The 15922-nt window shown below is 42.2% G+C and carries 19 protein-coding genes; 1 reads left to right on the forward strand and 18 read right to left on the reverse strand.

The features are described 5' to 3' along the window. Positions 1-2 precede the first annotated feature (2 nt). From mgsA to FHS45_RS06830, 3 genes are read right to left on the reverse strand one after another with little or no spacing between them, the layout of a single operon-like run. Complete coding sequence (gene mgsA, locus FHS45_RS06820) at positions 3-416, reverse strand: methylglyoxal synthase (protein WP_062446341.1); 414 nt, start codon at positions 414-416, stop codon at positions 3-5. Between the two features lie 11 nt (positions 417-427). Beyond that, on the reverse strand, positions 428-1228 hold the full coding sequence (dapB, locus tag FHS45_RS06825; protein WP_062446342.1) for a 4-hydroxy-tetrahydrodipicolinate reductase: 801 nt from the start codon (positions 1226-1228) through the stop codon (positions 428-430). Then, positions 1221-1571: a nucleotide pyrophosphohydrolase gene (locus FHS45_RS06830; RefSeq protein WP_062446344.1), complete on the reverse strand. Its 351-nt coding sequence runs from the start codon at positions 1569-1571 to the stop codon at positions 1221-1223. The genes dapB and FHS45_RS06830 overlap by 8 nt, the downstream gene beginning before the upstream one ends. Positions 1572-1731: 160 nt before the next feature. On the opposite strand from FHS45_RS06830, the gene FHS45_RS06835 reads away from it, so the two are divergent. Next, a complete protein-coding gene (locus FHS45_RS06835) occupies positions 1732-2601 on the forward strand; it encodes a YitT family protein (protein WP_062447975.1) in 870 nt (289 codons plus the stop codon). A 616-nt stretch (positions 2602-3217) separates the two neighbouring features. Here the strand turns inward: FHS45_RS06835 and FHS45_RS06840 are convergent. From FHS45_RS06840 to aroB, 15 genes are all read right to left on the reverse strand, one after another. After that, positions 3218-3901 carry a zinc metallopeptidase gene (locus tag FHS45_RS06840; protein ID WP_062446346.1) on the reverse strand — a complete coding sequence of 228 codons (684 nt, stop codon included), beginning with the start codon at positions 3899-3901 and terminating at the stop codon, positions 3218-3220. A 64-nt stretch (positions 3902-3965) separates the two neighbouring features. After that, positions 3966-4709 carry a sporulation protein YpjB gene (locus tag FHS45_RS06845; protein ID WP_062446348.1) on the reverse strand — a complete coding sequence of 248 codons (744 nt, stop codon included), beginning with the start codon at positions 4707-4709 and terminating at the stop codon, positions 3966-3968. A gap of 67 nt (positions 4710-4776) precedes the next feature. Beyond that, entirely contained in the window at positions 4777-5361 is a 585-nt protein-coding gene (gene lhaT / locus FHS45_RS06850; protein WP_082412079.1) for a lipoprotein heptaprenylglyceryl N-acetyltransferase LhaT, read from the reverse strand. Positions 5362-5449: 88 nt separating this feature from the next. Next, positions 5450-6256, reverse strand: a complete 807-nt coding sequence (locus FHS45_RS06855; protein WP_062446351.1) for a menaquinol-cytochrome c reductase cytochrome b/c subunit — start codon at positions 6254-6256, stop codon at positions 5450-5452. Between the two features lie 32 nt (positions 6257-6288). Beyond that, entirely contained in the window at positions 6289-6963 is a 675-nt protein-coding gene (gene qcrB, locus FHS45_RS06860) for a menaquinol-cytochrome c reductase cytochrome b subunit (protein WP_062446353.1), read from the reverse strand. 2 nt (positions 6964-6965) lie between these two features. Further along, the gene (locus FHS45_RS06865) at positions 6966-7475 is read right to left on the reverse strand and encodes a QcrA and Rieske domain-containing protein (RefSeq protein ID WP_062446355.1); all 510 of its coding nucleotides are present in this window, start codon (positions 7473-7475) and stop codon (positions 6966-6968) included. Between the two features lie 130 nt (positions 7476-7605). After that, entirely contained in the window at positions 7606-8061 is a 456-nt protein-coding gene (locus FHS45_RS06870; protein ID WP_062446357.1) for a YpiF family protein, read from the reverse strand. Positions 8062-8146: 85 nt separating this feature from the next. After that, the gene (locus tag FHS45_RS06875; protein WP_062446359.1) at positions 8147-8713 is read right to left on the reverse strand and encodes a ReoY family proteolytic degradation factor; all 567 of its coding nucleotides are present in this window, start codon (positions 8711-8713) and stop codon (positions 8147-8149) included. A 21-nt stretch (positions 8714-8734) separates the two neighbouring features. Then, positions 8735-10021, reverse strand: a complete 1287-nt coding sequence (locus tag FHS45_RS06880; protein ID WP_341829883.1) for a tetratricopeptide repeat protein — start codon at positions 10019-10021, stop codon at positions 8735-8737. Then, the gene (locus FHS45_RS06885; RefSeq protein WP_062446362.1) at positions 10022-10897 is read right to left on the reverse strand and encodes a hypothetical protein; all 876 of its coding nucleotides are present in this window, start codon (positions 10895-10897) and stop codon (positions 10022-10024) included. A gap of 66 nt (positions 10898-10963) precedes the next feature. Beyond that, entirely contained in the window at positions 10964-12253 is a 1290-nt protein-coding gene (aroA, locus tag FHS45_RS06890; protein WP_062446364.1) for a 3-phosphoshikimate 1-carboxyvinyltransferase, read from the reverse strand. Positions 12254-12264: 11 nt separating this feature from the next. After that, the gene (locus tag FHS45_RS06895; RefSeq protein ID WP_181949539.1) at positions 12265-13365 is read right to left on the reverse strand and encodes a prephenate dehydrogenase; all 1101 of its coding nucleotides are present in this window, start codon (positions 13363-13365) and stop codon (positions 12265-12267) included. Then, on the reverse strand, positions 13362-14468 hold the full coding sequence (hisC, locus tag FHS45_RS06900) for a histidinol-phosphate transaminase (RefSeq protein ID WP_062446366.1): 1107 nt from the start codon (positions 14466-14468) through the stop codon (positions 13362-13364). Before hisC ends, FHS45_RS06895 begins: the two co-directional genes overlap by 4 nt. Then, a complete protein-coding gene (aroH, locus tag FHS45_RS06905) occupies positions 14465-14845 on the reverse strand; it encodes a chorismate mutase (RefSeq protein WP_062446367.1) in 381 nt (126 codons plus the stop codon). Before aroH ends, hisC begins: the two co-directional genes overlap by 4 nt. Continuing rightward, entirely contained in the window at positions 14842-15921 is a 1080-nt protein-coding gene (gene aroB, locus FHS45_RS06910) for a 3-dehydroquinate synthase (RefSeq protein ID WP_062446369.1), read from the reverse strand. Before aroB ends, aroH begins: the two co-directional genes overlap by 4 nt. Position 15922: the final 1 nt, after the last annotated feature.

Consider the following 15922-nt stretch of genomic DNA (forward strand, 5'->3'; position numbering starts at 1 on the left):
TATCACCCTTGCTTATCTCTGTCTTTAATGATTTCCCGCCAATTCAAATCTCCCCGTTCCAGCGCTCTAATTAAAATTTCGGCTCCGGCCAAATTTGTCGCCAAGGGAATTCTGTGTACATCACATAAACGCAACAGCGCACTGACATCGGGTTCATGAGGCTGGGCGGTTAATGGATCCCGAAAGAAAATAACCATATCCATGTCATTTTCTGCAATTTTAGCACCTATTTGCTGATCGCCTCCCAGTGGTCCTGACTGAAAACGAAAAACATCGAGGGGAGTAGCTTCAGCTATCCGTTTTCCTGTAGTTCCTGTAGCAAATAGTTTATGATTCTTTAAAATATGTTTATAAGCGAATACAAACTGAAGGATTTCTGGTTTTTTCTCATCGTGTGCTATTAAGGCTATATTCATTAGTCTCTCCCCTAATCTAATAAATTTTCCAGACCGTAAGCTAACACATCCATCTCCATGACACGTTCAACGGAAAGCTTCACACCTGTCATGAATGAATCACGATTGATAGAGTCATGCTTGATAGTCAAGGTTTCACCCAAACCGCCAAACATAACTTCCTGATGAGCTACAAGGCCTGGGAGTCGCACACTATGGATTTTCAGCCCCTCACTATCTGCTCCACGTGCACCTTCCATTGTTTCTTTCTCATTCGGGTGTCCCTGCTGTTTTGCCTCTCGCTCTTCCTGGATCAATTCTGCCGTTTTGACTGCTGTCCCTGAAGGAGCATCAAGTTTCTGATCATGATGGCGTTCTATGATCTCGACATCAGGGAAATGTTTGGCCGCCCATTTGGAAAATTGCATCATTAATACAGCACCAATCGCAAAATTAGGTGCAATAACAGCACCAAGCTGTTTGCGCTCCGCCATTTCTGTAAGTTCTTCCAGCTGATCTTTTGTAAAACCTGTAGTACCTACTACTGGACGCACCCCGTGATCTAAAGATAACTTTGTATGCTTATAACCGTACTCAGGTGTGGTCAAATCTATAAAGACATCCGCTTCCACTTCATTCAAGCATACTTCCGGATCCTCATAAATTTTAGCTTCAAAGGCAGGGAGCCCTTCAATATCTTTGATCTGTGAGCCACCATACTTACGATCCACACAGGCAGCGAGTTGAAGATTATCCGAGCGTTCTATCATTCTTAAAGCTGCAGAGCCCATTTTTCCTCTTGGTCCGGCTACAATCACTTTAATATTATTCATTTTCCTTACCCCTTTCAGATTTCCTTGTCCATCTATTTTTATCACGTGTTTCTATTTTCGTCATTGAACGGTCAAACGCTTCGGAAAGGTCAATATCTAACGAATTAGCAAAGCTGCTTAATACAAAAAGGACATCTCCTAATTCCTCTTCTAAGGACTTGTCGTCTTCGGAACCCTTTTTAGGCTTTTCCCCATAATGGTGGTTGACCTCCCTAGCCAGTTCTCCCACCTCTTCTGACATTCTAGCCATCATACTTAATGGCGAAAAATAACCTTCTTTAAATTGGGATATGTAACGATCTACCCTTTCCTGCATTTGCACGGTTGTAAACGAATTACTCATGGTGATACCTCCCCACATTAGTGTCTATCTCTAAATGTTAGCCAAAACAGAAGGCTTTGACAAATTATTTAATCGAATTACCACCTTTATTGTCGCTATCAGGATATTTGATTATAATGGTAGACGTGCAAACGACTGCTGAAAGGGGGCTGCAAAATTGATTTTAGGATTAAAATATAAAAATATTTTCTTCATTTTACTTGGATCTGCTATCTTTTCATTCGGACTAGTACACTTCAATATTCAGAACAACTTAGGTGAAGGTGGTTTTACAGGTATCACACTCCTCTTGCTATTCTTATTTAATTGGGACCCCGGGGTAATGAATATCGTACTGAATGTCCCTGTATTAATTATTGGGTGGAGAATACTTGGTAGGAATACATTCTTTTATTCCTTGATTGGTATCATTGCTGTTTCCGTCTTTATCTGGCTTTTTCAAATATATACCATTCATATTAATCTTCAATCAGATATGACACTGGCCGCACTTTTTGCAGGTGTATTCGTCGGGGTCGGTCTGGGAATCATCTTCAAATTCGGTGGCACAACCGGAGGAGTCGATATCATCGCCAGGCTGATACATAAATATTGGGGCTGGTCGATGGGACGTGCGATGTTTGTTTTTGATACTGCCGTTATTTTCACATCTATTATCACCTATTTGAATATGATCCAGGGGATGTATACGTTAGTGGCTGTCTATATAGCAGCCCGGGTCATTGATTTGATTCAGGAAGGAGCCTATGCAGCAAGAGGCGCCACCATCATTTCCTCGAAAAGTGAAGCGATAGCTGCAAAGATATTGAAAGAAATGGACCGGGGAGTCACTGTACTGGAAGGACGTGGGTCTTTTACCGGAGAACGTCGAGACGTGTTATATTGTGTTGTCGGAAAGAATGAAATTGTTCGCCTGAAGAATGTCATTGATTCGATTGATCCTCATGCTTTTGTGGCAGTTACATCCGTACATGATGTGTTAGGTGAGGGGTTTACATTGGATGAAAATAAGAAGCCGATTGAATATTAAACGCAATTTTAAAGCTTGTTTAATTAAATGGCCGAAAAGTCGAAGACTCAGTTTCAAGATAGTGAGGGTTCTTTACAAGAATAGCGTCAGGGGTAGCTGGGGAAACTACTCGCTTTCCTGCGGGGGAACCGGCAAGCCTCCTCAGTCGTTTTCACTCCCTGTGGGGTCTCGCCTGGCTCCTTCTCCCGCGGGAGTCTCGCAGTTTCCCAACCAACCCATCCGAAGGATGGGAGAAAAGAACCCCCTGACATATTGTAGATGTCTTCTTTAAATGGATAATTGAACAAAGACGCGACTTTTAAGCTCACATTTCATGCGTAGCTCACTCTTTGTTTGCAGAACGATATACCAATGTTTCCGTTTCTCTTATAAACGCAAGGAGTCCGGGAAATTGCGAGACTCCTATGGGATGAACATGCTCGGTGAGATCCCGCAAGGCGAAGCCTGAGGAAGCTCACCACCTGCCCATGGAAAGCGAGTGATTTCCCGGACCTCCCAATTCCCAACACTATAACGGAAACAGTTTCTCTCGAAACTGAGTCTTCAAGAAAAGGGAGCTTTACTGTGTGAATAAAAAAATCAGGATGCCCAGATTTGTGGACATCCTGATTTTTATTTAATCTTCGTTCATCGCGAAAAACATTAGGAGGAAACGAATCAATTCTGCTAGAGCTACCAGTGCGGCCGCGACATATGTCAACGCAGCAGCATTCAAAACCTTCTTCGTTGGACGCTCTTCGTTGTTAGTGATGACTCCAGTTGAAACCATTTGCTCCATTGCTCTGTTGGAAGCATCAAATTCGACTGGCAACGTAATCAGCTGGAACAAAACAGCTGCAGCGAAGAAAATGATACCCAATAGCAACAGACCGCTCATCCCCAATAATGCTCCCCCAATAATGAGGAAAATAGAAATATTTGAACCAAAACTTGCAACAGGTACTAAAGCAGATCTTAAACGAAGAAAAGCATAATCCTGTGCATCCTGGATAGCATGACCAACTTCGTGTGCTGCTACAGCAGAAGCAGCCATCGAATGACCGTGAAAATTGTCAGTAGACAAACGGACTATTTTTTTCCTGGGGTCATAATGGTCAGAGAGCATTCCTCTTGTTTCCTCTATTGCCACATTATTCAACCCATTATCATCTAAAATTTTCCTTGCGACTTGCGCTCCTGTCATGGAAGAGGAAGTTGCAACCTTTGAATATTTCTTATACGTACTCTTCACTCTCGACTGTGCCCACAACGGTATAATCATCAAAATGGCCACATAAATCAAATATGATCCTAAGCCCATGTTCATTCCTCCATCAAAGTTGTATATCTCTATAGGTTAATATTAGTCAATTGACAGAAAAAGGTCAACTATTTGAATTGCGTTTATACAGCCTTTCTTTCACCGTTTTTTTCTCGGCCTGATACTTACGGTAACCCACGTACAACAGCGTCAGGATGATGCATCCTCCCACAATAATGATTGTCCATACCAGAGCATCAAGACTCATTCCGTCCCCTGGTTTTTCCTGCATCATTTCTATAGATAAGCTGAGTATGCGGTCAATTTCTTCAGCTTCATCAGCCTCGGTTAATAGGTTGTAGTGATGATGGAATTGTTGAAAGAAAGCTTCATCAAACGTTAGAGCAGCTGCAGGGAGAACACTACTCCAATACGATTTGATATCTTCTAATGAGGTGGTATTATCTATTCCAATTTGATTATGATATTGTTCGATGTTTTCCAGCAGCTTTCCTTTTTCTTTCACAATTAAACGCGGTTCCTTATTTACTATTGCATCCAGCCATAACACCAATCCCAAGTGCTCATAAAGCAGGGAGTCGATATCCCTTTGTGCTCCCATGGCTTTTTTCTTTATCTCGTTATACTCACTATAATGACTTGGATGATTTTCTCGCATATAGTTTTCCAATCTTTCTTCATTGTAGCGCAGTAAATTATGGGAAAGCGATAAATCGCCTTCTTTGACAGCTTCATAATACTCGTCCAAAAAATGCGGAATTGTATTAGGCGCGGCAGCTTGAACGTGTATAGACAAAATCCCTATAAATAGTAGTAACAGCCCAACAGTCGATGATATACGCAGCATTGTGCCCACCTCTTCTTCTAGGGTTCTCTAACCAGTTTATGAGAAGAGGGACAAGATTAGACCAGCTTTACAAATAGGTTTTCTTCAGCCTTGGCCGCACAGCTAATACATAGGCTATACCAATACTCGCCATACTTAGCCAAAATGTAAAATAACCAATAGGATTGATAAATTCCATCAATGGGCCATAGATTGGCATTTGTTCAAAGACATAATCAATAATGTCATTATGAACGGTCCACACAGCAGCGACAGCTAAATGTCTGATTTTCATTTGGTAATACGGAGCATATAACAAACCCTGGATAGCCATGGCACCATGCGAAATAATCAACATATACCCAGTCCAGTGCAGTGATCCCTCCACCAATAAAGTTAAAATGTTCATGACCACTGCCCAAATTCCATATTTAAACAGGGTAACCATAGCAACCGCACCGATATAAGGTGCTTGTTTTCCAAAATACATCACCAGCAAGAAAATCGTGAAGAACAGACTGGCTGTTGGGCTGTCAGGAACAAATAATAGAAATATCGGTTCCGTCTGCTCCAGTTGATAGCCATACCATATGTAGCCGTATACGGAGCCAGCTAAATTAATTAAAAATAGGAGAAATATAAATGTCCGATTGGCTAATATGTTATAAAACAAGAAAGCCACCTCCGCCTTATGTAATCGAAAATAACAAATATAAGAGAAGCCGCGCTAATGAATAGCGCGGCTTTCATCTTTGTTTTAATTAATGACCTTCTCCCCCGCTGTCTTCTCCACCTTCGCCTTCACCAGCGTTAGCAATGAATTCAGCAAGCTGCTGTAATTCCTCATCAGAACCATTGAACATATCAGCAGGCATACCGCCGATACCATTGACAGCGATATCTTTGATTTCATCTACTGATTTCTCAGTTTCAATTAAAGATGGGTTACTGCCTTGTCCTTGCAGCTGTTCACCGTGACAGCTCAAGCAATTTTGCTCGTAAAGAGCGTAACCAGGGTCTTCGGTATCAATCTCAGGACCTTCTCCCTCTTCTTGAACACCGTACTGTTCAGAGCGTTGTTCATAATCAACTTCAGACACTGATTCATAAGTAAGCCAGAATGTTGCGATGAAACCCAGCAACATCAAACCAGTAGCAATCGGTCGCTTTGTCGGTTTACGTTCCGGTCCGTTATCCAGGAACGGAGCCAGCAACAATGCACCAAATGCCAGTCCTGGCATAACAATCGCACCAAGTACAATATAGTTACCGCCAGCAAATTCATATTTCAGGAATTGATATAAGAATAAGAAATACCAGTCTGGTAACGGAATATACGACGCATTAGTCGGATCAGCCTGCTGTTCCAAAGGTGATGGATGTGCTGCCGTAACAATAAGAAACCCGATTAAAAACACCGCACCTACCAGCCACTCTTTTAATAAGAAATTGGGCCAGAAAGCTTCCGTACGACCCGGATATTCTGAATAATCTTTTGGTATGTTCGGTTTACGTTCTGCCGGAATACGTGAGTCTCCGACGAACTTCATGCCTTTACCCCTATGCACTGCGTTCCCTCCTTTTCACAAAAACTGACATCTTATAGTGGTCCAGAAATACCTTGTTTACGTATCATAATGAAGTGCGCTGCCATTAAACCAAATAGTGCTGCAGGCAGGAAGAACACGTGAATAGCGAAGAACCGTGTCAACGTCTGGGCCCCTACAATACTTGGATCACCCGCAAGTAATGTACGCAAATCTTCACCGATGAAAGGTGTTGCCGCAGCGATTTCCAAACCAACCTGAGTCGCAAAATAAGCTTTGTTGTCCCACGGTAGCAGGTAACCTGTGAAACCAAGACCAAGCATTACGAAGAATAACAACACTCCGACAATCCAGTTCAATTCACGAGGCTTCTTATAGGCACCCTGGAAAAACACCCGTAAAGTATGTAGGAACAACATTACGATAACCAAACTCGCACCCCAGTGGTGCATCCCACGGACGATTTGTCCATGTGCGACTTCCTTTTGCAAGTAATAAACAGACTCCCATGCATTCTCAATGTCTGGGACATAGTACATCGTCAAAAACATTCCGGATAAAACCTGGATGACTGTCACAAAAAATGTCAAACCGCCAAAGCAATATACAAATGCTGAAAAATGATGGGCAGGATTGACATGTTCAGGAACTTCATGGTCGGCAATATCACGCCACAATGGGGTGATGTCCATCCGCTCGTCGACCCAGTCATAAATCTTCTGCAACATGATTAAATCCCACTCCCTCTTGATATGGCTTGTCCAAGGTAAAGCATACCTTCTTCCACTTTATGCTCGTATACAGGTAACGGAGCAGTTGGTGGAGTATTCGGTACGTTTACCCCATCTTTGGTGTAACGGCCGCCATGGCATGGACAATAGAATTCATCTGGAAACTGCTCTTGAGAGTTCCAGTCCACGGTGCAGCCCAAGTGCGTACAAATGGGAGAAAGGGCTACGATTTCGCCGTTCTCATCTTTGTATACCCAGGCATTTTTTTCAACCTCTGATTCATACCAGCCATCTTTCTGGTCGACTTTCCAGTTGAATCGCTGTGGTTCATTGGTTATTTCGCTCTCCTCCACAACAGCAGCAAATTCACCTGCAGCTGACGGCTTCAATACTGGATCAATAGCAAAACGAACCATTGGAGCAAGCATTCCTGCCGCCATGAAACCGCCTACACCAGTTAATGTGTAGTTCAGGAACTGACGTCTGGATACTTGTTTTTTATCGCTCATATTTTTCCCCCCTCTATGCTGTAATCCATTATTCATGGATATTTTACACACAGTTTACTAGGACATTACCATGATAGCGCAAACTTATGTGCCGGTCAATAAATTATCGGTGAAACGAGAAAATTTGTCATCACCAATAAGATCTTATCATTTCGGCAATTTGACTTACTTGCTCTTTAATGAAAGACTGTGCTTCTGAGCTTTGCAGGTTACCAGATTGTAACCCAGGCAGCCAGATGACCTCACCATCAACATCCTTGCTCGCCTTACGCCAATTGACATCAAATGTAAAAAGAAATACATGCTCGAATGGAAGTTCTGTAAATTCCTCAACCCAATGGTTAAGCCTAGCTGTCTCCTCATTAACTTTACCAGATAGGTAATAATACTCAGGTAGCAATACAATCCTGCCTTTATATTCTTTTTCAATCTCGTTGACGAACATAGTCAATAGTTCCTTTTGAAAAGCCTGTGTTTTCATTTGCTCGTCTTTTTTAGCCCCAAATGGAATTAAGGGTACAATCAGGGTGTCGATGTACTCTTTCGCCTCTACATATTGCGAAATATCATGCTGGTTCCATTTCATCAGTCATCACTATCCTTTCCAATCTCCCTATATTTTACTAAAAATCTGCAAAAATAAAAAACTGAATCGGAAAAGATCCAGTTTTTTATTGCTCTGAAATTTCAGCTAATTCTTGCTTTACCTTTTTCAAAAGGGCCGATACGTTATTGAATGCAGCTCTATCCCCATTATCAAGAGCTTCATCTATTTCACGTTCCAGCTGCTGCTTTTGGTGCTCCAAAAGGCTGATGTCCAACAGCCTGCCTGCCAGTTTCTTATCCTTTGCAGTCAAATAATGATTGAGTGGTACGTATGGATTTTCTTCTAATACCGCTGCGTATCGTGCAGACTGGTTCGCTTGATCGAAATTTAATTGAATATAGAGTGGTTCCTCCTGGTTCAAGCGGATATCATGGAAAGACTTTTCGGCATCGGTCGTCATGACTTTATCTTTATAAAATCGGAACGGTGGTGCTTTTACTCCCTGGGCACTAATAAGAATGCCTCTCGGACAGAACTCGACTTCGTCGACAAAGTGTGCATGCTGCAGAATCGCTTCATGATTGATCAAGTAGTTCAAGATCCATACGCTTTCTCTTTTCTTCAATTGATAATGATTCAAAAACCACCGGACAAAATCTTTTTTATCTTGAACGGATATAGGTGTTTCCATTTACACCCCTCCCACATCGTATTACGTGATATCCTCTTCACGATTCTCCAAACGATGAACGAAATCCTCTATGTCACTGTCAGTAGGTTCAATTTTCATATACTCTCGGAAAATACGGACGGCTTCTCCCATCCTCCCTTCTTCGACTAAGAAATAGCCATATTCTTTCAAAAAGACACTATCTTCTTTAAAGGAATTATATGCAACTTCATAATGATTTATAGCCTCGGAATATTGTTCTTCTGTTTCATAAGCTTTTGCCAGCTCCCAGTGGTAGTTCGGGTCAGCTTCACCAAGGTCAAGCAGATGCTCCAATAAATCAATGACCGCTTCGTAGTCTTCATCAGTTTTATAATTTTCTATTAAAAACAGAATGGCTTCTTTATATCCCGGATCTAAGCTTACTGCTTCTTTCATGGATTGATAGGCTTCTTCCTTCTTACCTTGTCGGTGGGCAAGCGTACCTGCCAGATGATAGAGCTCTTTATTGAATTCGTCTTTCGCAAGGCCGCTTTGTGCCATTTGATAAGCTTCTTCAATCATACCCTCACTCTCGTACGCCTGCGCCAGTAAAGGGTATACGGATTGGTAATAAGGGTCTCTTTCTACAAGATCTTCCCACACCTTGATGGCAATATCTGTACGATTGGCCTGGAATGCTACAAAGCCATAACGGAATTTAACATCGGCATTTTCTTCTTCTACTTTTTGGAAGTGGGCCAGGGATTGTTCAAAGTCACCTGTTGCTGCATAAGCCTCGGCAAGTCTTGCCGCCACCTCAATGTCTCCAATGACCGGCTCACGGCTGCGTGCATTTTCATAAAACGGTATGCTCTTATTGTATTCCCCATTAGAAAAGGAGAGTTCTCCTAATGCGAAATCAATGACAGCTTCATTAGGTGCCGCCTCCTTGGCAGCAAGCAGTTTTTGTTCCGCTACTTCAAAAAGCCCTTGTGATTGATACAGATCGGCAAGCTGCATCAAAGACGGCAAATAATCTTCATCTTCCGGGCCAAACTGATTCAAAAGTTCTATCGCTTCTTCATCTTCTTCTAGGTCGATATGAATTTCTGACAACATAATCTTCAGTTCATTTTCTTTGGGGTACCGCTGACTCAACTCTTTAAGAATCATTTTCGCTTCTTCTAACATCCCCCATTGGATATACAACTCTGCGATTGTAAAACGTTCTTCTTCATCTGCTTCTGGCAAATAGGATTGTAATGTCTTTAATGCTTCATCTGTCCGGTTCGCTTCCATAAGCCGGACGGCTTGTTGTATTTCCTCCATATGGACATCCTTTCTCATCTATGCAAAATGCATCGGTATCGAAACCTTCTTGTGTTTTCCAATCATCTTATCATTTATAATCTCCTGATTCGCTTGAACTACTTCTCCATTCATAATGGTCACGTCAGGAACAGACCCATGGTACCTGATTTCAGCCGGATCATCAATTACAGTGCATCCGTCATGTAAATGCAAATTGTAATCAGCCTGTCCGCCTGGCATTAAATCCCCCTTATATGGATATATTCCTGTCCTTCTAAGGTTATTGCTTGTCAAGGGGTGTTCTGTTATAGGATCTTTCAACGTAATCATATCACAATGTTCAACTGTTTTTTTCCATGCATCATATAATTTTTGTGAATCTTCCCCCTTCACCTTTATTAAAGGAGCAATGGGGATTCTTGTATAACTCTGCGCTTGTGCCAACCATTCCCAAGCGACATTTTTCATGTCTTTTTCTGTGTGTAACTCAACTAAGATAAAGGGCGCTTTTTGCATACCGAAGAATCGAACCATAGCTGGAGTCAGTAGTCTAGGGGCAACGACAGGGGATATCATATAATCCATAGGTAATCCTGCAAGCATCTGGCGATACGAATGATATTTTTGTTTGAATAGATGAGTAGTCGTGATTGGCAGCTGCACAAGTAATAAGGTACATCCACGGATAAGATAGTCCAAACTGAGCTTCTTCTTGTCAACAGATGAATATAATGGTGCAGAGTGATCGACCATGACATATCCTGGTGTAACGTGGTAGGCATCCACATTTAACTCAATCGGATGGGAAGAAGAAAGGAACTTCCTTACGAAGCAATCATCCTCAACAAGCACTTCTTTATTAACCCATTGTTCTTTATGCCAGGTCCGCTGATAAAAATAGTAAGCTCCCATACTTGTCCACCTCCGACAGGCTTTCTATAAGGTATGAGAGCTTGAGCTATTGTATGATTAGCTTCGCTATTTTTTCAAAGAATCTAAATCTTTAAAAAATCCAGGGTAAGAAATGTCGATGCATTGGCCATTTGACAACACAGTTTCTCCTTCCGCTATCAGTGACGCTACTGCAATCATCATACCGATACGATGGTCCATATAGGAATCAACCTCAGCCGCTTTTAAAGAAGCTTTTCCGTAAATAGTTAAACCATCCTCTTCTTCTGTCACCTCTGCACCAAAACTGCTCAGTACCTGTGCTACTGCCGCAATTCTATCGGTTTCTTTCACACGCAGTTCACCAGCATCTTTAATTTTTGTAACCCCACTTGCCTGAGTTGCTGCCAGCGCCAGGATTGGAAGTTCGTCTATCAAAGAAGGAATCATCTCCCCTTCAATCACTGCTCCTGTCAGCTCCTGGTATTTTATTTCCACATTACCGACCGCTTCTCCTCCTATTTTACGTGTTTCTTTTACAGTAATATCTGCTCCCATCATCTCCAGGGCTTTTATTAATCCAGTTCTTGTAGGATTGATTCCTACATCTTCTACTAGAATAGAACTTCCTGGTATGATCGCTGCTGCCACCAGGAAAAAAGCTGCAGAGGAAATATCCCCGGGAACAGCCAAGTCCGCAGGTTGTAATTGCTGACTGCCCCGAATGGTGATTTCTTTGTCCTGGATGGAAATTTCCCCACCAAATTGTGGGAGCATTTGCTCTGTATGGTCCCTCGTTCTTACTTGTTCTATAATGGTTGTCTCTCCTGCAGCAACCATTCCAGCTAACAGTAAAGCAGATTTAACCTGGGCACTTTTTACCGGCATTTCATATGTAATGCCTTGCAAGTTATTACCTTTAATCGCTAGAGGCAGTAATCGACCATTACTTCTTCCCTCTATGTTAGCGCCCATTTTCTTCAATGGACCTACCACTCGATCCATTGGCCTTTTCGATAAGGAAGGGTCCCCATAACAGGTAGTGAATAAAGGAAGGCCCGACAGCAAACCTGTAACTAACCTTGCAGTAGTACCGGAGTTTCCAAAGTATACTGGTCGTTCCGCTTCTTTCAACGATTCCAGTCCATTACTCCTGATTGTCAGGTTTGACCCGGATTGTTCAATATCCACTCCCAAGTCTCTAAAGACCTGAATAGTTCGCATACAGTCCTCACCTGATAAAAAATTCGAAATGTGGGAGGTCCCTTCTGCCAATGAAGAAAATATCACAGCACGGTGGGAAATGGATTTATCACCGGGCACTGATAGTTTACCGTCAATAGCATGTTCAATTGGTTTTAATGTGATTTTACTCATGGCTTGCCCTCCTACTGCTCTATAGTAACCTCGTAATTATGGGATTCAAGTATCCTTCTGCTTTCTTTCTGTTCTTTACTGCTTTGAAAACTAATTCGAAGCACACCCGTTATCCCTTCTCTGACTTCTAAAATTTCTATATTTTTAATGGAAATATCCTTATCTGCCAAGTGTTCAATTACATGAAGCAGCGCCCCTGGCTGGTCATGGATATCAACATAGATATCATAAAAGGATGGAATCGCTCCCTTTCTCCTTGCAGGCAAACCATCACGATAATGTTTAGCTTCCAGGAGATAATTTTCTGTGGCTGCACCATCACTGTTTGCTAATAGAGTTCTCACTTGCTCCATTTCTGTGAGCCAGTCATCAAGCATGGAAATCAAGACCGTTTTGTTCTGCAGGAAAATATCTCTCCACAAAACTGGATTGCTGGAGGCGATTCTTGTAATATCGCGAAACCCGCCTGCTGCCAAATCTTCTAAAAAAGGGTGAGTCTTTTGCCAATTACGTGCCTGATGGACAAGAGAAGAAGCGATCAAATGAGGAAAGTGTGAAATGACCGCCGTCATCTCGTCATGTTCTTCCGTTGTGAAAACTAAGAATCTTGCTTTAGCCGGCGACAACACTTCTTTGATCCTGGCGACATCTTGTTCATCTGCAGTTGAAGCGGGGGTAAGTACATAGATAGCATTTTCAAACAGGTGCCCTTTGGCTGCCTGTATCCCTTGCTTATGTGACCCCGCCATCGGATGTCCACCGATAAATGTCACAGCAGGATTTGTTATTTTTTCAGCCTGATTCATCACTTTTCCTTTTACCGACGAAACATCGGTCACCAATAATTTCTTTTCCAGATGTACTTCGTTTAATTGAGCCATATATCCTAGTGTCATTGGAATTGGGGTAGCAATAATTAGTATATCCGCCTTTTGAACGCCTGAGATGAAATCATCGCATATTTCATCAACGGCACCTTTTTCGAGGGCTAATCGGCACGTTTCATCTTGAGCATCCATGCCAAGCACATGAAAATGGCCGCGGGACCGGATACTCATGGCAAGTGATCCGCCAATTAACCCAAGTCCCGCGATCATTACCGTTTCTTTCACTTTTGCGCACCTGTCTTCTTAGAAGAAAGGTAGTGACTGATTTCATCCTGGATCTGTTCCATGATTTCCTTGCTGCCAATAGTCAGACGGATGCTATTAGGTATGCCAAGTGCTTCACCGGAACGGACAATAAACCCTTTACTTAATAAATGCTCAAATATGACATCCCCACTTACAGGCAGATTGATCAAAAGGAAATTGGCCTGGGAATCAAAATACCCTAGTTCATGCTCATCACAAAACTTCATCATCACTTCTCTATTGGTCTTATTACGTGCAACCGATTCGTTTAAGAATTTTTGATCATCCAAGGCTATCATGGCAGCAGCTTGTGCGATTGTGGAAGTATTGAAAGGTTCGCGAGCTGGATCCAGCTGCTGAATGACCTCTGTTTGAGCTACACCATACCCGATCCTTAACCCTGCCAATCCGTATGCTTTTGAAAAAGTACGTAATACAATCATATTAGGGTGATTTGCTACACCGGAGATGGCATCGTAATAGTCAGAAGCGTCCATGTATTCGTAATAGGCTTCATCCACTACCACCAGTACATTGTCAGGACACCGGCCTAAAAAGCTTTCCATATCCGGTTGTGAAATATGGGAACCTGTTGGATTGTTCGGCGTGCACAGCCATACCGCACGTGTATGCTCATCGATTTCGTTAATCATACGATCTAAATCATGATAACCATCTACGACTGGTACTTCCCGTATTTCAGCACCTTCAATTAAAGCGTTATGCTTATATTGCGGGAAGGTTGGGGTGGCCATAACTGTATTAGTCCCTTGCTCCAGATAAGTTCTGCAAATGATTTGGACAATTTCATCCGATCCGTTTCCAAATATCAGTTGAGCAGGATCTACACTCAACTTCTCACCTAGCTTTTTCCGCAATTCAGCGGCATAACCGTCGGGATATTTTTCTAACCCGGCAATCAGATCAGGAAGCTCTTTTTTAACCTGGGGAGAAAAGCCAAAGGGATTTTCATTCGATGCTAATTTGACAATTTCCTTAAGACCATATTCCTTTTTAACTTCTTCAATTTGTTTCCCCGGTTTATAAGGCTTCATGGTTTTTAAAATTTCTTTTGCTTTCATGACAATTCTCCTTTCGGCTTTCGCAAATCAGGTCGTAACTTACGGGCATCATAATGGTAGATATGTTCAATCTGATCCTGATGCACCTCGGTTTCTGCCGTGACCATCACTCGAACACATTTGGGAAGTGCATCAGGGACTTTTATTTCCTGCATACACATAACAGGTACATAAGTCCATCCCTCTATCTTCCGGAGTGATTTAGCTGGAAATGCCGCGTTCAAATCAGCTGTCGCTGAAAATAAAACAGAAACGACATTTTTAGCTTCCACTTTATTTTTGTCTATCAGATCCATCATCATTTCATATGCTCGTTCAACGATTTCTTCTCCATCATTAATCTGTACTGTGGTTGCTCCTCTGATCCCCCTGATCAACAGCTCATCACCTCTTCTTTAAAACGATTTAATAATTCAGTCAGTTCTGTTTCTTTTACTTCCATCATGACTGGCTTTCCCAGTTCCTCTAATAACACCATATTCACTTTACCCGATGTTGATTTTTTATCTTTTTTCATACGGTCTACCAAAGAACTGGTATCTAAATGTGTTAAAACATTTAACGGATACCCTTGTTTCCCAAGCCATGCATATAAGTTTGCAATAGGCATGGATGCCTCCAACTTTTCTTTGCTGACGTACATAGCAAACAATAAACCTATCGCTACTGCTTCCCCATGCGTGACATGGCCATAGCCTGCTTCCGATTCTATTGCATGCCCGAGTGTATGACCCAGGTTCAGATATTTTCGGATTCCAGTCTCTTTTTCATCTTGTTCGACAACGGAAGCTTTGATCGCTATCCCTTTTAATAGGTGGTCTTCAAGTACCTCTGTTATAGCCTCATCCGCTAATGATCTAGAAGTTGCATCATGAAATAAATCCGGATCATCCAGACATCCGTGTTTAATTATTTCTGCATAGCCTGAACGTAATTCATGATAAGGTAAGGTTTGCAATGTCTCGACATCATATAAAACCTGAACAGGACTATGGAAACTTCCAATCAAATTCTTTCCAAGTGGATGATTGATGGCAACCTTGCCGCCGACACTGCTGTCATGGGCAAGTACTGTGGTGGGCATTTGAATATAGTCAATGCCCCGCATATAAGTAGCAGCAACAAATCCAGCTAAGTCGCCAACAACTCCTCCTCCGAGAGCAATGATCAATGACTTTCGATCAAGACTGTTTTCTATACATGCAGTCAATAATTCTTCATATTGACTCATTGACTTGGCTTGTTCACCTGCAGGGAAAATAACTGTATCTATAGGCGTTCCAGTCAAAGAATGTTTAACATCTTCCAAGTAAAGTGGCGCCACCTGACTGTCCGTAATAATCATTACGTGGGAATAGTCTTTTGCGATCATACTGCCGACTGTATGGCGAAGCCCTTTACCAATCTGTACCTTATAGGAATGGTTACTGGCGTGTATGGATAGCTCCTTCATG

This window comes from Thalassobacillus devorans, from assembly GCF_011761345.1.
GTDB lineage: Bacteria > Bacillota > Bacilli > Bacillales > Halobacillaceae > Thalassobacillus > Thalassobacillus devorans.